This is a genomic window from Streptomyces spiramyceticus, assembly GCF_028807635.1.
GTDB lineage: Bacteria > Actinomycetota > Actinomycetes > Streptomycetales > Streptomycetaceae > Streptomyces > Streptomyces spiramyceticus.
In genome coordinates, this window is the sequence record NZ_JARBAX010000001.1 from 4,612,609 (window position 1) to 4,632,743 (window position 20,135).

Here is a 20,135-nt window from a genome sequence, read left to right on the forward strand (position 1 = left end):
GGGTGATTGAGACCATCGTGTTCGACATCGGCGAGACCCTTGTCCGCGACGACCGCTACTGGGCTTCATGGGCCGACTGGCTCGGCGTCCCCAGACACACCATGTCTGCCCTGGTCGGAGCCGTAGCCGCGCAAGGCAGGGACAGCGCAGACGCGTTGCGCCTCGTAAAGCCCGGCATCGACGTCGCTGAGGCGTATCAGGCTCGCGAAGCGGCCGGCCGGGGTGAGCACCTCGACGAGTCCGACCTGTACCCCGATGTACGCCCTGCCCTCGCCGGACTCCGCAAGCAAGGCATTCGCGTCGTCATCGCCGGAAACCAGACCGCAAGGGCAGGCGAATTGCTACGCGGCCTGGACCTCCCGGCCGACCTGATCGTCACGTCCGCCGAATGGGGCATCGAGAAGCCCTCGCCGGAGTTCTTCGAGCGAGTCCTAGAAGTCGCCCAAGCCGAGCCGCACGAGACCGTGTACGTAGGGGACAACCCTGCGGAGGACCTGTTCCCCGCCAGGACCGCAGGCTTGCGGGCGGCGCACATCCGCCGGGGACCGTGGGGCTACCTGTGGGCAGAGGACCCGACAGTCGTAGGGACGGCGGACTGGGCTATCGACAACCTCACCAAGCTGACTTCGATCACCGCCGACTGAGCATCACGCATGGCCCCGGGGGAGCGGCGGGCGCGCGCGTCGGTGACGCGGGCGCCCGCGCACGTACGGCTGCGTCTGAGCTCATCCGGCAGGGCCTCCGATTACGCAGAGCTCGGCCCAGACGGTCTTCCCGGAGGGAGGCCGCGGGTCGGCACCCCAGCGCACTGCCAGAGCCTCGACCAGAAGAAGCCCACGCCCGTGCTCCGCCGTCGACTCCGGCTTGAGCGGAACCGGCGGCCTTTCGCCCCCACAGTCGGCGACCTCGATACGGAGGGTGGTGGTCTCGCCCGGCTGTCGTGTGACCACGAGGCTCAGCAGAAAGTTACGACCGGGTACGCGACCATGCGTGACCGCGTTCGTGGCCAGCTCGGCAACGAGCAGCGCGGCAGTCTGCACAGTCTCGCTGTCCCTGGCCCACCCCCAGTCAGCCAGTTGCTGTACGGCGAGCAGCCGCGCGAGGCGGGCGCCGCGACGGGTGGAGCTGAGCTGCTGACTGAAACGAGCTGCCGGGACGCCGAGTTGAGGCGCCTGGATTTCCGACTTCATGTGACAGAGCGTGGCCGGATGCCCGTACGCTGACCAGGGAAGCAGCCGGTACGCAGAGTGGGTGTACCGGTACGGTCGGTTGCCTGTCCGGGGTGGCGGTAGTAACCGGGCGGGCGGGTGCGCGGGTTGGGCGGTGGTCACGATGACGGACGGAATTCATCAGAGGGACGCGGAGCGCCGCCCCGATCCGCCGGAGGACGCGGATGGCGCAGCGGATCTGAACCGGGCGGTGGGCAAGCAGCTCAAGCTGTTGCGGGAGCGGGCCGGTCTGACGCAGAAGGAGCTGGGCGACCGCCTGGGGTACGGCGAGGACCTGATCTCGTCGCTGGAGCGCGGCCGCAGGACGCCACAGCCGGAGCTGCTGGACGCGGCCGACGAACTGCTGGGCGCGGGCGGCCTGTTGAAGGCGACGAAGGACGATGTTGCGCGGGCCAAGGCGCGGGCACGGGTGCGGCATCCGGCGTGGTTCCGGGATTACGCGCGGCTGGAGGCGGATGCCGTTGAGGTCAATGACTACAGCAGCCATGACATTCCCGGCCTGTTCCAGACCGAACGGCGGGCGCGGGCCCTGTACCAGATGCGTAAGCCCCTGCTGGACGAGGAGACGATCGAGCAGCGGGTGGCCTCTCGTATGGGCCGTCAAGAGATCCTGACCCGCTGGCCGTCTCCGATGGTCACAGCGGTAATGGAAGAGGCCGCGCTGCGGCGGCCGATCGGTGGGTGGGAAGTGCACAAGGAGCAGCTCGAACAGCTGCTCAGGCTGGGAAGGCTGCGCAGTGTCGAGCTCCAGGTCATGCCGATGGACAGAAGCGAGCACGCCGGTATGGGCGGGCCTTTCATCCTGTTGACGCCCAAAGCGAAGCCGCAGGTTGGCTACACGGAAGTCCAGAACCATACGCGTCTGGCGACGGATGCCGAGGAGGTCCGTATCCTGGCCGCACGCTACGGCAGTATCAGGGCTCAAGCACTCACTCCGCGAGAGTCCCTCGAACTGATCGAGAGGATGCAGGCAGACCGATGAGCACCGAGGGTTCCGCGCAACTCGCCTGGTTCAAGAGCAGTTACAGCGGCAACGAGGGTGGCGCGTGCCTGGAAGTGGCTGCCACAGCCGATGCCGTTCACGTGCGGGACTCCAAGGTACCGACGAGGTCACAACTCGCTTTCCGTCAGAAGGACTGGGCTGCATTCGTGGATTTCGCAGCCGGACGCTGAGCCGCTGAGGATGCTACGGACAGACAGGCCGCATCACCCTGCCTCGGTGACGGTCAGCCAATGACCTTGGCGATGGCGAGAGCGATCCGCTCGATCGCACTTCTGCAGGTCAACGGGTTGATCACGCTGATCCGGCTTCTGTGCCCCGGCAGGATTCGAACCTGCGCACACGGCTCCGGAGGCCCCGTGTGTCTCATACGTTTCAGCAGGTCAGGCCCCTAGGGGCGGCCTGCGTCATCTCGCCGGTCCACGTATAGGCCTCAGCTCACGGATGGCAATGTTGGTCATCCGCTGGCATTGATGTGGGCGCAGGGGCCGCGTTGCTGGTAGCCGCCGGGTACGTCGGCACCTATGGCGGCCCAGAATCCCTTGGACTCGGTGAGGTGTCCGCCCAGGGTGTGCCATGCCAAGCCGGGGTGCTCGATCCGCAGCGCGGCGAGGCCGGCCGCAGCCAGACCACATCGCTGATACTCCGGCAGGGTGTGAGGCTGCTCGACCCACCCGAGTCGACAACGGCGGCAGAGTTGATAGTCGACGGCGAACACGAACTCGCCGTCCAGGTTGGCGGCGCGCTGACGCCAGCCGATCCGCTCTGCCGAGATGGTGTCCTGCCACGGGGTGCCTAACTCTGGCGCCGTCGGGCACCCGTGCCGCCGCCCCAGTCGCCCGCCGCTGATCCACTGCAGTACCTCGCGCCAAGGCTCCCGCCCAGACACCCGCCCTACTTCCTGGGCCTGACTAGCCAAGTGCTTCGCTGCTTTCCCGTCGTCGCCGATGGTCATGCCGCCATCGTTCCCCGATCCGATGGAAGGGGAGCTCCGTTTGCCGGGCGAAGGCTGGGAATCTCCCCAGGACGCGCGCAGTCTGAGGATCCCCCGGACCACCGCTTTGGGAGAGCGGCGGGGGCAACGCGTGGGCTGGCTGCGAGAACGCTGCTACGGCTTGCTCCGACCTTCGTGGCTGCCAGGAACGCAGATTCCCCGTGGTTCCCCGCCTGTTCTGGCACGGGTTTGGCACGCCCGCCTGACCCCCTCTATGCGAACTACCGGCAGCCACGGCCGCTGAGGTCCGCTTGGCTGGTCATCCGTCCGCCTGAGGTCGTTGTCGATCGCCTGCGGTTGCGGTGGTTGCTGGACTTCTCTGCTGTACAGCAGAGAAGTAAGGTCACGCGAACCTTGGGCAGAGGCTATGGATGGGCGCTGCGAAGCGCATTGAGAACACCGTCCTCGGCCGAATGGAACTCTGGATAGATCCTGTCCGGGTCGGTGTGCAGACGGTAGTCCCATATGATTCCGTAGATCCCGAGCGTGACGATGGCTAGGAAGAAGTGCAGGCCGAAGCTGCGATGCAGCTCTTCGTCGGGCTCGAAAGTCAGGGGGTACTTGACGATCCCCAACTTCGTCCAGATCAAGCTTAGTTTCTCGTCGAAGTCTTGCTCCGTGGGCTGAATCTCCCACCAGAATCGCATCGTTCTGTAGGTGGCATAGCACCCGTAGATTCCGAGCGTGATGAACGACAGGATGAGCGACAGACCGGCTTGGATGGGTTTGTGCTCGTCAGTGAAGCGCTCCTTCACAAAGCGTTGGAGATCGTCAAGGTCTTCATGAGCCGCGCCGTACTGCTCGTTCAACTCTGCGTACTGGCGTGTCGCGTTGATGACCGCGCTGTAGTAATGCGCACGCCGTTCTCTGAAGAGGTCAGCGCGGTTCAATCGACGGTAGAAGACAATTATCGAGTAGATGCCGAGCGTTACCCATGAAAGGAGGAAGAAGTACAGGGCCCAGCTAACCAACCTCTGGTCCGTGAAGCGTCGCTCATGCACGTAACGATCGACCTGCTGAACTGCCTGGATCTGTTCCATGGTGGTCCACGTCCTCAAGCTGTCTGGAACAGATGCGGAAGCCCGACTGGGCACGATGGCTCCGCACCCCTTCCCATCGTGCTCCTACCAGCCGCCGGACGCAGGGTGAGGTTGGTTCCCGTTCCGCACTGCTATCCGCTGTACAACACGAAGACACCAGGCACGTTTCCACTGGTCACGGCGATACGAACGTGCGCACACGGCTCCGGAGGGCATGCGCTGAGCGATAGTGCTTGCGCCCTCTGAGCTGCGCAATATGCGAGTCAGGCGCTGGGGGTGGGCCCTTGCCACTCGCTGCTCACTCGCAAGAGTCAGTTGCACGCACGTGCAAGCCACGTGGCTGGTACTGGACACAGAACGACTTGGCACTGCCGGTCACAGGCAGTCACGGCCTCCGAGGACTGGGCCAACGGTGAGGACAAAAGAGCTATAGGTGCGTTACCGCTCCTAACGGTCCCAAGGGAATGCGCACCGATCCACCAAAGAGGCCCTGACCGGCGCTACCGTGGTCTTCTGAGCGCGCGTGATCCGACTGGGGTAGTGATGGAACCTTTGGTGGCCAGCATGGTGGGGCGAGTAGCCGGTGAAGCAGTTAAGAAGTCCTTCACGTCTTTGACTAATTCGCAGAACGCCTTCCCTGAATGGGAGGAAGAGGTTGACCATTCAGGCGGCTTGGTCGTTACGGACCCCAATGACGGCGAAACTCTGACGATCCTCACGCAAGATCAGGCAGCGCAAGTCACTGAGCTATTTGAGAGTCCAGAGTGTCTGGCGGTTGTCCAATTCCTGCTCATCGCAAAGTTTGGTTGCAGGCAGGAGGAATCCTTCAAGGAGATTGCGGAGTCATTCGCTGACGCATTCCAGGATCTAGCCGAAATGTTCTGTGAGGAGCGGAATTTCAACTGGAGCAATCTTGCAAGGCCTCTCTGGATGCTGCTTCGACAGTATGTCGACTCCCTCTTCCCGGCCGACGAGCTTTCAGCTCTAGTTTCCGCAGATGAACAGAAAAGGCTAAGTTCCTATTTGGGGGCGTCGCAAAAGATTGCGGGACGAGAGAGGCCGGCCAATATTGCCTTCCGTGATCTAGTCGACATCGCAGGGGACTCGACGAGGTTTGAGGCCGCCAGGAACTGCTTGTACGACGTTCGAAGCAAATCTGCTGATTACTATGCCGAGGTCAACCTTGCGCATGCCCTCAGTCACTCTCAGGAGGCGTTTCGCTTCGAGCGGGAAACGCTCTACGTAAGCAGAAACCTGCGGCGGTACAACGCTAGCGACCATGAAACGGATGAATTCCTCTCGGTGCCGCGCACGCGACCCCGATGTGTGGTTATCGGGAACCCCGGGGTCGGGAAAAGCACGATGGTTCAGCATGTCGTGCACAAAGTGAGTTCTAATGCATCCGCAAGTGGTCAAGATTTTGCACCGCTCGTGATTCAATGTAAGGAATTCTCAAGTCCCGATTCCAGTACCTTCATCCTGGAGTCGATTACGCGATCTATGCGCGAGAACCTGCAGATCGACATCGAGAAAGAAACAGTCAGTGATGTGCTGACTCTAGGTCGAGGGTTCGTAGTATTCGATGGTATCGACGAAATTATCGACATCGGCCGTCGTCAGCTCTTCGTAAAGGCTATCGAATCTTTCGCTTCGCGGTATCCGCTAGCGCCCATTCTTGTCACTGCGAGGCGAGTCGGGTACCGCAAGGCACCTCTCGATGAAAGCGAGTTTTCCCTATACGAGCTTGACGACTTCTCGGATGAGCAGGTTGAGGCGTACGCCACAAAGTGGTTCCATGCCACGGGGCGTAGCGACGAAGAGCGACTCGCTTTCCTGCGCGAGTTGCAAAGTATCCCTGATGTTCGCGTGAATCCGCTGATGCTTTCTCTGCTGTGCGCACTGTATAGGGCAAGGGGATACATCCCCAGAAACCGTCGTGCCGTCTATCAGGCGTGTGCTGATTTGATGTTCCAGCGTTGGGACTCCATGCGGCAGATCGAGCAGCCGATGGATCATAGGCATTATGGAACGCGCCTCATGCAGGAGCTGGCACTGTTCTTTTATCGTAGTCAATCTGCTCAAGGGGGAGTCGAGGAGCGCCAGCTACGGCGCATCATCACGACTTTCTTCACCGATACGGCATCCGTTGAATCCTACGAAGCTGCGAGGCGAGCCGAAGACTTCCTGGACTTCTGTGCAGATCGAGCTTGGCTGCTCACATCGCAGGGGACGACCGACCGGGGAGAGCGTGTCTTTGGCTTCACCCATCGGACTTTCATGGAGTACTTCTCTGCAGAGGCTATCGTTCGGAGGGCGCGGTCTTTGGAGGAAATCGTAGATGAGGTTGCCCAAGCGCACGATAGAGATGCCAGTTCTGTGCTGGCTGACGTAATCGTCCAGTGTGCCGACGAGAAGTATGACCGCGGCGCTGAAGACATCATTAACGGACTGCTTGAGAAGACTCGCTCTTTGGGCAAGGTTCAAGCCAGCAAATACATCTCGTTGAGCTTGCGGATCCTGAATTCTGCTCCTGTCCCCAAGAAGACCACAGACGCTGTATTTGCCGGTCTTTTCGAATACTGGAGTCGGTCTGAGTTGGATGGTACGGAGGCGTCTGCAGCTGCGCTCTTTGACCTTTACCGTGATCCGCGGAACAGGTTGCACACTTTGCTGCAAGAGCAGTTGGGTAATTCAAGGACGGATAATTCGGCTGCAGTGATTCAGCGTTGGTCGCGGTTCGTTCTTTCTGGTCAGGCAATACGCTTCGACCAGGCGTGGGAACCTCAAATGCATGAGATCGCGAATTCGCTGTATGAAATCGACACAGACGTGGACGATGCATCGCACGCTTACATGATGTCGGTGGGCATCTATTCCCCGACTCGTCTCGATGTCAAGCGGCCGCCAAATTGGCTGCTGTCCGTAAACACCTTTGGTTGGACTCTTGATTCTTGGGTGCCCGGACCGTTGTTGGTCGACATGTTGGATATTGCCTGGGGTGAATCAGAGAGTTCGCCCATTGTGGATTGGGTTGATCCTGAGGCCATGGGTGCGTGGCGAGTGGGTCCGCAAACGCCGTTTTCTTCCGTAGTCGCCAAGCTTTCCTCGCGCCCTATGCTTAGCCCTCTGGAATTGGGCAGCAACTGGGGGGATGACCGCGTGAAGCCGTTTCTCCTGTGGGCTTGTTGTAGCCTTTATGAGATCACTTTCCCATCCTTGCATCCATTTCATGACGTTACGCGAGGGATGTTTGGATTCGAATGGTTTAGGCGTATCACAGCGACTCGTGATAACCGTCTCGTTGGAGACGAAGAGCCAGCCAGTCGGTGGACGCCATTCTCCCGCAAAGAGATCGTGGCCCAAGTGGAATCGACTGGTATGCCGACGTGGTTTGTTAAATGGGCCACGGGGCGACTCAGCTTTGTGCCACAGGAAGACAACCGAGTCGTATGAGGCGGCAACGGCAAGCTTCACCGCGTACCCCAGAAGCGGGATTGTGTGACGAGAACAGGAAAGGCGAAGAGTGAGGAAGGGGCCCAGTCGTGCGGCAGCAGGCAAGCCCTCGTGGAACCTTTGCGGTCATTGCGATGAGTTGTCGACACTGCGGGATCTGATGGATAGGTACGGCGTCCCCCGGGGGTTGTTCTACGTGCCTTCGGCGTTCTATGACAAGAGGGTTTGGCCGAGCCGGTGCCAGGAGGCCGCTGGCGAGTGATCAGAGAAGGGGAGAACGTTGACCGTCGGCCATTGGCCGAGCACATCGCGGATGTCATCAGGAAAGACGGCATGGTAGTAGGTGCTTCCTTCCCGAGCGCCTCGGCTCTCGCCGTTCGGTTTGGAGTTTCACGCCCCACGGTGGCCAAGGCCCTGGACAGGCTGGAGGCCGAGGGCTGTTGTCGGAAGCGAGGCAGGGGAAGCAGCGCACTGTGTTGGCTCTGCCTGGACATGAGGAGCGTGCCGAAGCGTGAGCACAACCGGACTAACCGAGTGGGCCTACCCGCTCGGGGAATCGCTGCTGGCTGAGCCGCTGCCGCGCAGGTGGCAGCACTCCCTCGGAGTGGCGGAACGAGCACGGTCCATCGCGCCGATCCTCGGTGCCGACGCCGACCTCTTGGAGGCCGCGGCCGTGCTCCATGACATCGGCTACTCGCCGGACCTTGCCAAGACCGGCTTTCACCCGCTCGATGGCGCCCGCTACCTCCGGGCCGTGGCCGGCGGAAGCGGTCGGGCTTCGAGAGCAGGACTGCTACCTACCGGAGAAGGGTCGGGGGATGTTGACGCTCCGCGAGGCGCGCCCGGTGTCCGGCAAGAAGTGGACCGACACCGGGAAGCGTCACGACAAGCGAGGTTTGAAGTCCCGTGAGCCTCGATCCGTCAGGGCGGCAGCAGCAGTCTGCCCGAGACTGCTGGGCCTCACGGCCTGTTTGCCGAGGCTCGTGAAAACTCACTCGCCACTCACTCGGAATCAGTGATTGAGAACGACAAAGAGCCGGACCCAGTGAGACTGGGTCCGGCTCTTGATGTCTGGCACTTCTGCAGGTCAGCGGCTGTTTCACGCTGGTCCGGCTTCTGTGCCCCCGGCAGGATTCGAACCTGCGCACACGGCTCCGGAGGCCGTTGCTCTATCCCCTGAGCTACGGGGGCGTACCGCCGCAGTAAGCGCGGCGACGGGTTGAACACTACCAGCTCCTGCCGGGTGACCATGAACAGGTATTTCGGTTGCCTGGCCGGATCTCCGCCGTACCCCGCACGGGGTGGAAGTGGGCAAAACCCGGACGCAGCCCCGGGCGGCAACCTACTCTCGAGTTGTGCCAGGGGCGTCCGGTCGGGTGCTTGTTGTGGACGACAACAAGGTCATCCGGCAGTTGATCAGGGTCAATCTCGAGCTGGAGGGCTTCGAGGTAGTGACCGCGGCCGATGGTGCCGAGTGTCTGGACATCGTGCAGCGGGTCAGTCCTGATGTCGTCACGCTCGACGTCGTGATGCCGCGCCTCGACGGGTTGCGTACGGCCGCCCGCCTCCACGACGACCCGCGTACGTCTCATCTGCCCGTCGCGATCATCAGTGCGTGTACGCAGTACGAGGTGGAGACCGGCCTCGCTTCCGGCGTCGACGCCTTTCTCGCCAAGCCATTCGAGCCGGCCGAGCTGGTCAGGCTCGTACGGCAGCTGATGCACCAGGAGGGCCCGCCGTCTGCCGACGGCAGGCATGAGGCCGGGCAGGCTGGGAGTGCCGTCGGGTGAGCCCCTCGCCCGATGCCAGTGACCGGATGGCGAAACCCGGTTCGCTAAGGGACCCCCCTCCTCCCATACGCTTGTCCCGTGACCCCCGCCGAGCTCTCCCGTACCGTGCTGCGCGCCGTGCGTCGCGCCGTCGAGGAGGACGTGTTGCGGGCGCCGGTGCCGGAGCGGGCCGTCGTCGAGCGGCCGCGGCCCGGGGGGCGTGGGGATTACGCCTCCAATGTCGCCCTCAAGCTGGCTGGGTCGGCGAGTTTGCCCGCCCGCGAAGTGGCCGAGATTCTCCGTCGCATGCTCGTCGTCGACGAGCAGATCGCCGACGTCGAGATCACCGGGCCGGGATTCTTGAATTTCACGCTCGTCCGCCCTGCTCAGAATTCCGTCGTACGTACCGTCCTCACCCAGCGCAGCTCGTACGGGCACGGGACCTCCGTCGACGGAGCCGGGCAGGTCGTCCAGGTCCCGGCCGGGACCCATGGCGACGCCGTCGCCCGGCTGATGCAGGCCCAGGGCGTGACGGTCGTGAGGAGTGGGGAGGCGGATCCCGGCTTCCCACACGTCGTCGGCCGGCTCGGGCGTGACGCCGCCGTGTGGAGTGTCCTCTGGCCCACCTCCGTCGCCCGCCCCGACGACCTCCTCGTTCAGCGCGAGAGCAACCCCCTCTTCCGCGTCCGGTACGCCCACGCCCGCGCCCGGGCCCTCGCCCGTAATGCCGCCGCCCTCGGGTTCGAAGCCGGGGAAGCCACCAGCTACGGAGAAGCGGCCAGCTACGGACGCGACGCCGCGCCCCTCCTCGGTGCCCTCGCCGACTACCCCGTCGTCCTGGAAGCCGCCGCCCGCCACCGCGCCCCCGACCGGCTCGCCCGTTATCTCGACGCGACCGCCGAAAGCTTCTTCCGCTTTCACGACGCTCACCCCGTCCTGCCTCTCGGCGACGAGAAACCCTCGGTCGCCCACCGCTCCCGCCTGGCCCTCGCCGAGGCCACCGGGACGGTGCTCGCCGGCGGCCTGTCCTTGCTCGGCATCAGTGCCCCCGAACATCTGTGAGAGAGACAGAAGAACCATGAGCCGTTCCGCACACCCCGCCGGGCCCCGTCACGCCGACGTCTACCCCGAGGGGCACTACACCGCCCCGCCCGCCGACCTCAACGTCCTCGACGAGAAGGTCTGGGCCCGGGCCGTACGACGTAACAGCGACGGCGTCGTCACCGTCGGCGGCATCGAAGTCAGCCGCCTCGCCGAGGAGTTCGGTACGCCCGCCTACTTCCTCGACGAGAGCGACTTCCGCGCCCGCTGCCGGGCATGGGCCGACGCCTTCGGGCCGGACGCGGACGTGTTCTACGCGGGCAAGGCCTTCCTCTCGCGGGCCGTCGTCCGCTGGCTGATGGAAGAGGGGCTGAATCTCGATGTGTGCTCCGGCGGCGAGCTGACCACCGCCCTCGACGTCGGCATGCCCCCCGAGCGCATTGCTTTTCATGGGAACAACAAGTCCACGGACGAAATCGAGCGGGCCGTACGCCTGGGCGTCGGGCGGATCGTTCTCGACTCCTTCCAGGAGATCGTCCGCGTCGCGCACATCGCGCAGAGCATGGGCAAGCGGCAGCGCGTCCAGATCCGGGTGACCGTCGGCGTCGAGGCTCATACGCATGAGTTCATCGCGACCGCCCACGAGGACCAGAAGTTCGGGATCGGGCTCGCCGGCGGGGAGGCCGCCGAAGCCGTGCGGCGGGCCCTCAAGCTCGACGGGATCGAGCTTGTCGGGATTCACTCGCACATCGGGTCGCAGATCTTCGACATGGCCGGGTTCGAGGTCTCTGCGCGGCGCGTGGTTCAGCTGCTTGCCGACGTACGGGACGAGCACGGTGTCGAACTGCCCGAGATCGACCTCGGTGGCGGCCTCGGCATCGCGTACACCTCCGAGGACGACCCCGCCGAGCCGCACGAGATCGCCAAGGCGCTGAACGAGATCGTCACCCGGGAGTGCGAGGCGCACGGGGTGGCCACGCCCCGCATCTCCGTCGAGCCGGGACGCGCCATCGTCGGGCCCACCGCCTTCACCCTCTACGAGGTCGGCACCATCAAGCCGCTGGAGGGCCTGCGTACGTACGTCAGCGTGGACGGCGGCATGTCGGACAACATCCGCACCGCCCTGTACGACGCCGAGTACAGCGTGGCTCTCGTGTCCCGGACCTCCGACGCCGAGCCGATGCTCAGCCGCGTCGTCGGCAAGCACTGCGAGAGCGGGGACATTGTGGTCAAGGATGCTTTCCTGCCCGCCGATCTCGCGCCCGGTGATCTCATTGCCGTGCCCGCCACCGGTGCTTACTGCCGTTCGATGGCGAGCAACTACAACCACTCGCTGCGCCCGCCCGTCGTCGCCGTCAATGATGGTGAGGCGCGCGTGATTGTCCGGCGCGAGACGGAGGAAGATCTCCTGCGTCTCGATGTCGGCTGATGAAATAGATGTCTCGCAATCTGGACGAGGGGCAGAAACTCCCGTCCAGTGAGTGAGACTGGTTCACACTCAAGTTTTAGAGGAAACGAGGTCGGATGATGCGTACGCGTCCGCTGAAGGTGGCGCTGCTGGGCTGTGGTGTGGTCGGCTCAGAGGTGGCGCGCATCATGACGACGCACGCCGACGACCTCGCCGCCCGCATCGGGGCCCCCGTCGAGCTCGCAGGGGTCGCGGTGCGGCGTCCCTCCAAGGTCCGTGAGGGCATCGATCCGGCGCTGGTCACCACCGACGCGACCGCCCTGGTCAAACGGGGCGACATCGACGTCGTCGTCGAGGTCATCGGCGGCATCGAGCCCGCCCGAACGCTCATCACCACCGCCTTCGAGCACGGCGCGTCCGTCGTCTCCGCGAACAAGGCGCTGCTCGCCGAGGACGGCGCGGCCCTGCACGCCGCCGCCGAGGAGCACGGGCGGGATCTGTACTACGAGGCCGCCGTGGCCGGTGCCATTCCGCTTGTACGGCCGCTGCGCGAGTCCCTCGCCGGGGACAAAGTCAACCGCGTGCTCGGGATCGTCAACGGAACGACCAACTTCATCCTCGACAAGATGGACACGAGCGGAGCCGGTTACTCCGAGGCGCTCGACGAGGCCACAGCCCTCGGTTACGCCGAAGCCGACCCCACCGCCGATGTCGAGGGATTCGACGCCGCTGCCAAGGCCGCCATCCTCGCCGGAATCGCCTTCCACACCCGGGTGCGGATCGGCGACGTACACCGCGAGGGGCTCACCGAGGTCACCGCCTCCGACATCGCCTCCGCGAAGCGCATGGGCTGCACGGTCAAGCTGCTCGCGATCTGTGAGCGCGCCGCCGACGGCAAGTCCGTCACCGCGCGCGTCCACCCCGCGATGATCCCGCTGACGCACCCGCTGGCCTCCGTCCGCGAGGCCTACAACGCGGTCTTCATCGAGGCCGAGGCGGCCGGGCAGCTGATGTTCTACGGTCCCGGCGCCGGCGGTGCGCCGACCGCTTCGGCCGTGCTCGGCGACCTCGTCGCCGTCTGCCGGAACATCGTCGCCGCGACCACCGGGCCCGGCGAATCCGCGTACACCCAGCTCCCCGTCAGCCCGATGGGCGAGGTCGTCACGCGGTACCACATCAGCCTCGACGTGGCCGACAAGCCGGGCGTACTCGCCCAGGTCGCCACCATCTTCGCCGAGCACGGCGTATCGATTGATACGGTCCGCCAGCAAGGCCGACCGGACGGAGACGGCGAGGCTTCTCTCGTCGTCGTCACCCACCGCGCGCCCGACGCCGCCCTTTCGGGGACCGTCGAAGCGCTGCGCAAGCTCGACACCGTGCGCGGTGTCGCCAGCATCATGCGTGTTGAAGGGGAGTAAGGACCCATGACCAGCAAGGGCACCCACCAGTGGCGGGGCATCATCGAGGAGTACCGGGACCGGCTTCCGGTCACGGCCGCGACGCCCGTCGTCACGCTCCGTGAGGGCGGCACGCCGCTCGTACCGGCGCAGGTCCTCTCCGAGCGCACGGGCTGCGAGGTGCACCTCAAGGTCGAGGGCGCCAACCCCACCGGGTCCTTCAAGGACCGCGGCATGACCATGGCGATCACCCGCGCCAAGGAAGAGGGCGCGCAGGCCGTCATCTGCGCCTCCACCGGCAATACGTCGGCCTCGGCCGCCGCCTATGCCGTACGCGCCGGAATGGTCTGCGCCGTACTCGTGCCGCAGGGCAAGATCGCGCTCGGCAAGATGGGCCAGGCGCTGATCCACGGCGCCAAGATCCTCCAGGTCGACGGAAACTTCGACGACTGTCTGACGCTGGCCCGCGGCCTGTCGGACAACTACCCGGTGGCGCTGGTCAATTCGGTCAACCCGGTCCGTATCGAGGGCCAGAAGACCGCCGCCTTCGAGATCGTCGACGCGCTCGGTGACGCCCCGGACATTCACGTACTTCCCGTCGGCAACGCCGGAAACATCACGGCGTACTGGCGCGGCTACCGCGAATACGCGGCCGACAGCATCGCCACGCACACCCCCCGGATGTGGGGCTTCCAGGCGTCCGGTTCGGCGCCCATCGTGCGCGGCGAGATCGTCAAGGACCCGCACACCGTCGCCACCGCAATTCGCATCGGCAACCCCGCCTCGTGGCAGTACGCCCTTGAGGCGCGGGACGAGTCGGGCGGCTTCATCGACGAGGTGACGGACCGTGAGATCCTGCGCGCCTACCGGCTGTTGGCCGCGCAGGAGGGCGTCTTCGTCGAGCCCGCGTCGGCGGCCAGCGTCGCCGGTCTGCTCAAGGCCGCCGAGCAGGGCAAGGTCGACCCCGGCCAGAAGATCGTGTGCACGGTGACCGGAAACGGCCTCAAGGACCCGGACTGGGCGGTGGCCGGAGCGCCGCAGCCGGTCACGGTGCCGGTGGACGCCGCCACGGCCGCAGAGCGCCTCGGCCTCGCGTAGGCGCACAAGCGCACAAATGCGGGCTCAAGCGCAAACGTAAAGGCCGTAAGGCCAGACATAGGCGCACAGGACGGTACGCGACACGCATCGTGCGCCTCCTGTGCGCCCTATGTCGCCACAGAACCTTCCTTCGATAGGCTGTACTCAACCCGCACCGCCGCATGTGCCGCGGTGCTGCTGCCGTCATGGCCTTCGGGTGTTCGTACATCCTGCAAAATGTCGCAGTCTTCAAAATGCCGCAGTTTTCAGAAGGCGGCAGTCAAAATCTCGCAGTCCCACAAGGAGAGTCGTCGAGCGATGGCCGGTCCCGCGTTCCGCGCCGCCGCCGTAAGGGTGCGCGTTCCCGCCACCAGCGCCAATCTCGGTCCTGGCTTCGATGCCCTGGGCCTGTCGCTGGGGCTCTACGACGATGTCGTCGTCCGGGTCGCCGACTCCGGCCTGCACGTCGACATCGCAGGTGAGGGCGCCGAGACGCTGCCCCGCGACGAGAGTCACCTGCTCGTACGGTCGCTGCGTACGGCCTTCGACCTGCTCGGCGGACAGCCGCGCGGCCTCGAAGTCGTCTGCGCCAACCGCATCCCGCACGGCCGCGGCCTGGGCTCCAGCTCCGCCGCCATCTGCGCCGGCATCGTCGCCGCGCGCGCCGTGACCATAGGCGGCGACGCGAAGCTCGACGACGCCGCCCTGCTGGAGCTGGCGACCGAGATCGAGGGTCACCCCGACAATGTTGCCGCCTGTCTGCTCGGCGGCTTCACGCTGGCATGGACCGACGGGGGCGCGGCGCGGGCGATCAGGATGGACCCCGCAGATTCCATCGTTCCGGTGGTCTTCGTACCCGGAAAGCCGGTGCTGACCGAGACCGCCCGCGGACTGCTGCCGCGTACCGTTCCGCACGTGGACGCGGCGGCCAACGCGGGCCGCGCGGCCCTGCTCGTGGAGGCTCTGACCAGGCGTCCCGAGTTCCTGCTGGCGGCCACCGAGGACCGACTTCACCAGGACTACCGGGCCCCGGCGATGCCGGAGAGCGTGGCCCTGGTCAACCGACTGCGCGCGGACGGCGTCCCCGCAGTGATCTCCGGTGCGGGCCCTACGGTGCTCGCTCTGGTCGATGACAGTGCGGCCGACAAGGTCGCACAGCTGGCGGGCGAGGGGTGGGCAGCCAACAGGCTGGCTCTCGACGCCACGGGCGCGAGCGTTCTGCCGCTCGGCTCGTCGTGACACGCGATTGCCGGTGAACGAGAGGGGGAATATTTGTTGGATCCGGTAGTGTTAATCTCAAGTGTGCACCCGGCGTCCTTGTGGCGCGGTGCATCGTGTCCCCGTTCGGGACCATCATTCTTCCGGGAGCCTCCCCAACTGCCTGAGCAGCCTGCCTGAGCAGTTTCGAGCACGCTCCGGAACCGGTGAAGAGCCGGAATCCAGCACGTTTATCTCCTCCGCCGTATCCGGCGGACCACCGCCCCGGCACGGTTTTCGAAGACCGCAGTCGGACAGCACAACCGGTCGCCGAGCCAGACAGGCCGACGTCCGCTCCAGGGAAGGACCCTTCGTGAGCGACACCACCGATCTGATGGGCGTGACTGCCGACAACAATGTCGACAACGCCGCGCCCGCCACAGGTGCTGCCACTGGTAGTGCCGCACGGCGCCGCCGCTCCGGCACCGGCCTCGAGGGCATGGTCCTGGCCGAGCTGCAGCAGGTCGCGTCCGGCCTCGGGATCAGGGGCACAGGGCGTATGCGCAAGAGCCAGCTGATCGAGGTCATCAAGGAGGCGCAGGCCGGAGGCTCGTCCTCGGCCAAGAGCGCCGACACGGCCGGCTCCACCGCCGAGACCAAGCCGAAGCGCCGCGCCACCTCCAAGGCCCGTACGGGCGACGAGGCGGCGGCCACGGCCGCTGCACCCGCCGCCGCTGCTGCGCCCGCTGCCGAGAAGGCCGTGGCCCAGCAGCAGATCGACATTCCCGGGCAGCCGGCTGGGGGCGCCCCCCAGGTCGAGCGAAGCCGAGAGCTTGGGGGAGACGACCAGCCGGTCGGCGAGCGCCGCCGGCGCCGGGCCACCGCGCAGGCGGGCAGCCCGGAGTCCTCTGTCGTCACCGAGGTACGGGCCGAGCCCAAGACCGAGGTAAAGGCCGACAAGGCCGACGCCCAGCCCGAGGCCAAGGCTGCCGTCACTGCGCCATCTCAAGAGGGCGCCGAAGGCCGCCGGGGTGACCGCCAGGAGCGCGGTCAGCGCGGTGACCGCCGCGAGCGCGGTGACCGCCAGCGTGACCGCGGTGACCGTGGTGACGGCGCGCGCGGCGAGCGTGGCGACCGCCAGGACCGTGGCGAGCGCGGTGAGCGCCGTGACCGCGGCAAGGGCGACGACCAGGGCAGCCAGCGCCAGCAGCGTCAGGGCGGCCAGGGCGGCCCCCAGGGCGCCGGGCCGCAGGACGACGACGATTTCGAGGGTGGCCGCCGTGGCCGCCGCGGCCGCTACCGCGACCGCCGTGGCCGCCGTGGCCGCGAGGAGTTCGGCAGCGATGCGCCGCCGGTCTCCGACGACGACGTCCTGATCCCCGTCGCGGGCATCCTGGACATCCTCGACAACTACGCGTTCATCCGGACCTCCGGCTACCTGCCGGGCCCGAACGACGTGTACGTGTCGCTGGCCCAGGTCCGCAAGAACGGTCTGCGCAAGGGTGACCACGTCACCGGCGCCGTCCGCCAGCCCAAGGACGGCGAGCGCCGCGAGAAGTTCAACGCGCTCGTCCGCCTCGACTCGGCGAACGGCATGGCGGCCGAATCCGGCCGCGGGCGCCCGGAGTTCAACAAGCTGACGCCGCTGTACCCGCAGGACCGACTGCGTCTCGAGACCGACCCGGGCGTGCTGACGACCCGGATCATCGACCTCGTCGCGCCGATCGGCAAGGGCCAGCGTGGCCTGATCGTGGCCCCGCCGAAGACCGGTAAGACCATGATCATGCAGGCGATCGCCAACGCGATCACCGTCAACAACCCCGAGTGCCACCTGATGGTCGTCCTCGTCGACGAGCGTCCCGAAGAGGTCACCGACATGCAGCGGTCGGTGAAGGGCGAGGTCATCTCCTCGACCTTCGACCGCCCGGCCGAGGACCACACCACCGTCGCCGAGCTGGCCATCGAGCGCGCCAAGCGTCTCGTCGAGCTGGGTCACGACGTGGTCGTCCTGCTGGACTCGATCACCCGTCTGGGCCGTGCGTACAACCTCGCGGCTCCCGCCTCCGGACGCATCCTGTCCGGTGGTGTCGACTCGACCGCGCTCTACCCGCCGAAGCGCTTCTTCGGTGCGGCGCGCAACATCGAGGACGGCGGCTCGCTGACCATCCTGGCCACCGCGCTGGTCGAGACCGGCTCGCGCATGGACGAGGTGATCTTCGAGGAGTTCAAGGGCACCGGCAACATGGAGCTCAAGCTCGACCGGAAGCTCGCCGACAAGCGCATCTTCCCGGCTGTCGACGTCGACCCGTCCGGCACGCGTAAGGAGGAGATCCTCCTCAACGCGGAAGAGCTCGCCATCGTCTGGAAGCTGCGCCGGGTGCTGCACGCACTCGACTCGCAGCAGGCGATCGAGCTCCTGCTGGACAAGATGAAGCAGACGAAGTCGAACGCCGAGTTCCTGATGCAGATCGCCAAGACGACTCCGTCGGGCAACGGCAGCGACTGACCTCCGCAGCGCCAACTCGGCCGCCCCGTCACGAAAGTGGCGGGGCGGCTTTGTTGTGTCCGGCTGTAAACCTGTTTTGCGCGGAGATGTTGTCAAGTTGTAGTCACCTGTTGGTCACAAGTGGCTGTCGGTGAACGGGAGTCGGTCGGTACGATCAACCGGCCACAGGTGGGGGGAACCATTTGGGGCGTCCTCATAGATCTTGAACAGGAGTCCCGAGTGATCTCTGGCAAGCAGGGCGGGAAGCACCGCCGCCGGATACGGATAGCCGTGCCGGCCGCCACCGCCGCGATCGCCGCCGCGGTCGCGGGCGTGATGCTCATGGCGCCGGCCAATGCCGCGGTGCCGATCCCGAAGCCCACCGCCGAGCCGACCCTCAGCGGACCGTCGCAGGCGCAGCTGGAAGCACGCCTCGCGCGCGCCGCGAAGACGGCAGAGCAGCCGCCGAAGGCATCCAAGTTCTCCACGAGCTCGTCGGGCTCGACCATCGACCCGAAGATCATCGGTGGTACGACGACCACCATCTCCTCGGCCCCGTGGATGGCGCAGCTCTTCTACGAGGACGGCGACAACTCGTTCTTCTGCGGCGGCGCCGTCATCGCGCCGACGAAGATCCTCACCGCCGCCCACTGCGTCAAGGGTGCCGACTGGAAGAACAAGGGCGTCGTCGTCACCGGCACCGAGAAGCTGGCGACCGCCGACGGCCACGGCGGCGCCATCACCGGCGTCTGGCGTCAGTGGAACCACCCGTCGTACAGCGACACCACGCTCGACAACGACATCGCGGTCCTGACCCTGGCGGCCCCCGTCAAGGCCACGCCGATCAACATCACGAAGTCGGACGACACGACGTCGTACAAGCCGGGCACCAGCGCCACCGTCTACGGCTGGGGCCGCACCAGCTCCACCAACGACAACATCTCGCCGACGCTCCGCAAGGCGACCCTGCCCATCAACTCCGACACCACGTGCGCCAATTGGCAGCTCGGCGGCGAGTTCGTCAAGGGCCACATGGTCTGCGCCGGGCAGCCCGCGAGCGGCCAGGACAGCGGCACCGTGTCGGCCTGCAACGGTGACTCGGGCGGCCCCCTGGTCGTCGCCGGCAAGATCGTCGGCGTCGTCTCGTGGGGCATCGAGGACTGCGTGGAGAAGGGCGCCTACAGCGTCTACAGCAAGGTCAGCACGTACGCCGGCTCCGTCGTCCCGCGCGTCGACGACGCCAACATCTCCGGTGACCACCGCGCCGACGTCTTCGCCCGCCGCAGCACCGGCGGTGAGCTGTTCCAGTACACGTCCAAGGGCACCTCGTTCGCCACGCGCGTCTCCTGGGGCGACTTCAGCGGCACCAATGTGATCCTCCAGACCGACCTCAACCGGGACGGTTACGAGGACATCGTCATCCGGGTCAAGGGCAGCGGCGACGTCTACTGGCTGCACTGGGTGCCGTCCACCGAGACCTGGGCCGAGACGAAGATCGCGTCCAGCTGGAGCACCAGGCGGCAGATCGTCGTCCCCGGTGACGTCACCGGCGACGCACTGCCCGACATGCTGTCCATCGACTCCTCGGGCGTCCTGTGGATCTACCCGGGCAAGGGCAACGGCACCTTCGCGGCCCGCGTCCAGGTCGGCACCGGCTGGAGCCAGTACAACTCGGTGCGCGGCAACGGTGACTTCACCGGTGACGGCAAGGCCGACCTGATCGCACGCAAGTCCAGCACCTCGGAGATGTTCCTCTACAAGGGCACCGGCAAGGCTGGCACCGCCGCCTTCTCCGCCCGCCAGAAGGTCCGTACCTGGAGCGGCTACAACGCCTTCGACGCGGCCGGCGACATCACCGGTGACGGCAAGGCCGACTACCTGGCCCGTACGCCCGGTGGCACGCTCTACCTCTACAAGGGCACGGGCAAGGCCTCCTCGGAGATCTTCGCCACACGCATCAACATCGGAACCGGCTGGCAGCAGTACAACATCTTCGGCTGAAATCCCTGGTGAGACGGGCTCGCGTCCCGCTCGCCCGCGTCGTA

Annotated in this window: 16 protein-coding genes, 2 tRNA genes and 1 pseudogene; 14 read left to right on the forward strand and 5 right to left on the reverse strand. The window is 65.8% G+C overall.

Translation table 11 applies throughout. The features are described from left to right. Window positions 1-2: 2 nt before the first annotated feature. Window positions 3-644 (forward strand): HAD family hydrolase, encoded by a 642-nt coding sequence (locus PXH83_RS21280; protein ID WP_274562020.1) that lies wholly within the window; start codon window positions 3-5, stop codon window positions 642-644. A gap of 81 nt (window positions 645-725) precedes the next feature. Here PXH83_RS21280 and PXH83_RS21285 read toward each other — a convergent pair whose 3' ends face one another. Next, complete coding sequence (locus tag PXH83_RS21285; protein WP_274562021.1) at window positions 726-1,190, reverse strand: ATP-binding protein; 465 nt, start codon at window positions 1,188-1,190, stop codon at window positions 726-728. Window positions 1,191-1,332: 142 nt separating this feature from the next. Here PXH83_RS21285 and PXH83_RS21290 point away from each other — a divergent pair, with 142 nt between their 5' ends. Continuing rightward, window positions 1,333-2,211, forward strand: coding sequence for a helix-turn-helix domain-containing protein (locus PXH83_RS21290; RefSeq protein ID WP_274562022.1), 879 nt, complete (start codon window positions 1,333-1,335; stop codon window positions 2,209-2,211). Continuing rightward, window positions 2,208-2,402, forward strand: a complete 195-nt coding sequence (locus PXH83_RS21295) for a DUF397 domain-containing protein (protein ID WP_274562023.1) — start codon at window positions 2,208-2,210, stop codon at window positions 2,400-2,402. The genes PXH83_RS21290 and PXH83_RS21295 overlap by 4 nt, the downstream gene beginning before the upstream one ends. Before the next feature lie 141 nt (window positions 2,403-2,543). On the opposite strand, the gene PXH83_RS21300 is transcribed toward PXH83_RS21295, so the two are convergent. The 3 genes from PXH83_RS21300 to PXH83_RS21310 all read right to left on the reverse strand — a co-directional run bounded on the left by PXH83_RS21300 (window position 2,544) and on the right by PXH83_RS21310 (window position 4,263). Continuing rightward, a tRNA-Arg gene (locus tag PXH83_RS21300) sits at window positions 2,544-2,628 on the reverse strand. Window positions 2,629-2,686: 58 nt separating this feature from the next. Beyond that, complete coding sequence (locus PXH83_RS21305; protein ID WP_274562024.1) at window positions 2,687-3,184, reverse strand: hypothetical protein; 498 nt, start codon at window positions 3,182-3,184, stop codon at window positions 2,687-2,689. 404 nt (window positions 3,185-3,588) lie between these two features. Then, complete coding sequence (locus PXH83_RS21310; protein WP_274562025.1) at window positions 3,589-4,263, reverse strand: DUF4234 domain-containing protein; 675 nt, start codon at window positions 4,261-4,263, stop codon at window positions 3,589-3,591. Between the two features lie 564 nt (window positions 4,264-4,827). On the opposite strand from PXH83_RS21310, the gene PXH83_RS21315 reads away from it, so the two are divergent. From PXH83_RS21315 to PXH83_RS21325, 3 genes and pseudogenes are all read left to right on the forward strand, one after another. Continuing rightward, a complete protein-coding gene (locus PXH83_RS21315; RefSeq protein ID WP_274562938.1) occupies window positions 4,828-7,716 on the forward strand; it encodes an NACHT domain-containing protein in 2,889 nt (962 codons plus the stop codon). 333 nt (window positions 7,717-8,049) lie between these two features. Beyond that, window positions 8,050-8,286 carry a GntR family transcriptional regulator gene (locus PXH83_RS21320; protein WP_274562941.1) on the forward strand — a complete coding sequence of 79 codons (237 nt, stop codon included), beginning with the start codon at window positions 8,050-8,052 and terminating at the stop codon, window positions 8,284-8,286. Further along, window positions 8,228-8,491, forward strand: a pseudogene (locus tag PXH83_RS21325) (HD domain-containing protein); the annotation flags it as partial. The gene PXH83_RS21320 and the pseudogene PXH83_RS21325, both read left to right, overlap by 59 nt. Window positions 8,492-8,835: 344 nt before the next feature. Here PXH83_RS21325 and PXH83_RS21335 read toward each other — a convergent pair. Further along, window positions 8,836-8,907 (reverse strand) — tRNA-Arg (locus tag PXH83_RS21335). Window positions 8,908-9,017: 110 nt separating this feature from the next. Here PXH83_RS21335 and PXH83_RS21340 point away from each other — a divergent pair. The 8 genes from PXH83_RS21340 to PXH83_RS21375 all read left to right on the forward strand — a co-directional run bounded on the left by PXH83_RS21340 (window position 9,018) and on the right by PXH83_RS21375 (window position 20,091). Further along, complete coding sequence (locus PXH83_RS21340; protein ID WP_274562026.1) at window positions 9,018-9,506, forward strand: response regulator; 489 nt, start codon at window positions 9,018-9,020, stop codon at window positions 9,504-9,506. A 78-nt stretch (window positions 9,507-9,584) separates the two neighbouring features. Then, on the forward strand, window positions 9,585-10,547 hold the full coding sequence (gene nrtL, locus PXH83_RS21345; protein ID WP_274562027.1) for an ArgS-related anticodon-binding protein NrtL: 963 nt from the start codon (window positions 9,585-9,587) through the stop codon (window positions 10,545-10,547). A 16-nt stretch (window positions 10,548-10,563) separates the two neighbouring features. Beyond that, on the forward strand, window positions 10,564-11,955 hold the full coding sequence (gene lysA / locus PXH83_RS21350) for a diaminopimelate decarboxylase (protein ID WP_274562028.1): 1,392 nt from the start codon (window positions 10,564-10,566) through the stop codon (window positions 11,953-11,955). Window positions 11,956-12,050: 95 nt separating this feature from the next. Beyond that, window positions 12,051-13,352, forward strand: a complete 1,302-nt coding sequence (locus PXH83_RS21355; protein ID WP_274562029.1) for a homoserine dehydrogenase — start codon at window positions 12,051-12,053, stop codon at window positions 13,350-13,352. Window positions 13,353-13,358: 6 nt separating this feature from the next. Beyond that, window positions 13,359-14,429, forward strand: a complete 1,071-nt coding sequence (gene thrC, locus PXH83_RS21360; protein WP_274562030.1) for a threonine synthase — start codon at window positions 13,359-13,361, stop codon at window positions 14,427-14,429. 297 nt (window positions 14,430-14,726) lie between these two features. After that, on the forward strand, window positions 14,727-15,647 hold the full coding sequence (thrB, locus tag PXH83_RS21365) for a homoserine kinase (RefSeq protein WP_274562031.1): 921 nt from the start codon (window positions 14,727-14,729) through the stop codon (window positions 15,645-15,647). 331 nt (window positions 15,648-15,978) lie between these two features. Next, entirely contained in the window at window positions 15,979-18,111 is a 2,133-nt protein-coding gene (gene rho / locus PXH83_RS21370) for a transcription termination factor Rho (RefSeq protein WP_274562033.1), read from the forward strand. 222 nt (window positions 18,112-18,333) lie between these two features. Beyond that, a complete protein-coding gene (locus tag PXH83_RS21375; protein WP_274562942.1) occupies window positions 18,334-20,091 on the forward strand; it encodes a trypsin-like serine protease in 1,758 nt (585 codons plus the stop codon). Window positions 20,092-20,135 lie beyond the last annotated feature (44 nt).

Excerpts from the sequence above, each read along its gene's own strand:
- PXH83_RS21285 (WP_274562021.1), bottom strand. The coding sequence starts at position 1,190 with ATGAAGTCGGAAATCCAGGCGCCTCAACTCGGCGTCCCGGCAGCTCGT.
- PXH83_RS21290 (WP_274562022.1), top strand. The coding sequence starts at position 1,333 with ATGACGGACGGAATTCATCAGAGGGACGCGGAGCGCCGCCCCGATCCG.
- PXH83_RS21295 (WP_274562023.1), top strand. The coding sequence starts at position 2,208 with ATGAGCACCGAGGGTTCCGCGCAACTCGCCTGGTTCAAGAGCAGTTAC.
- PXH83_RS21305 (WP_274562024.1), bottom strand. The coding sequence starts at position 3,184 with ATGACCATCGGCGACGACGGGAAAGCAGCGAAGCACTTGGCTAGTCAG.
- PXH83_RS21310 (WP_274562025.1), bottom strand. The coding sequence starts at position 4,263 with ATGGAACAGATCCAGGCAGTTCAGCAGGTCGATCGTTACGTGCATGAG.
- PXH83_RS21315 (WP_274562938.1), top strand. The coding sequence starts at position 4,828 with ATGGTGGGGCGAGTAGCCGGTGAAGCAGTTAAGAAGTCCTTCACGTCT.
- PXH83_RS21320 (WP_274562941.1), top strand. The coding sequence starts at position 8,050 with ATGGTAGTAGGTGCTTCCTTCCCGAGCGCCTCGGCTCTCGCCGTTCGG.
- lysA (WP_274562028.1), top strand. The coding sequence starts at position 10,564 with ATGAGCCGTTCCGCACACCCCGCCGGGCCCCGTCACGCCGACGTCTAC.
- PXH83_RS21355 (WP_274562029.1), top strand. The coding sequence starts at position 12,051 with ATGATGCGTACGCGTCCGCTGAAGGTGGCGCTGCTGGGCTGTGGTGTG.
- thrC (WP_274562030.1), top strand. The coding sequence starts at position 13,359 with ATGACCAGCAAGGGCACCCACCAGTGGCGGGGCATCATCGAGGAGTAC.
- thrB (WP_274562031.1), top strand. The coding sequence starts at position 14,727 with ATGGCCGGTCCCGCGTTCCGCGCCGCCGCCGTAAGGGTGCGCGTTCCC.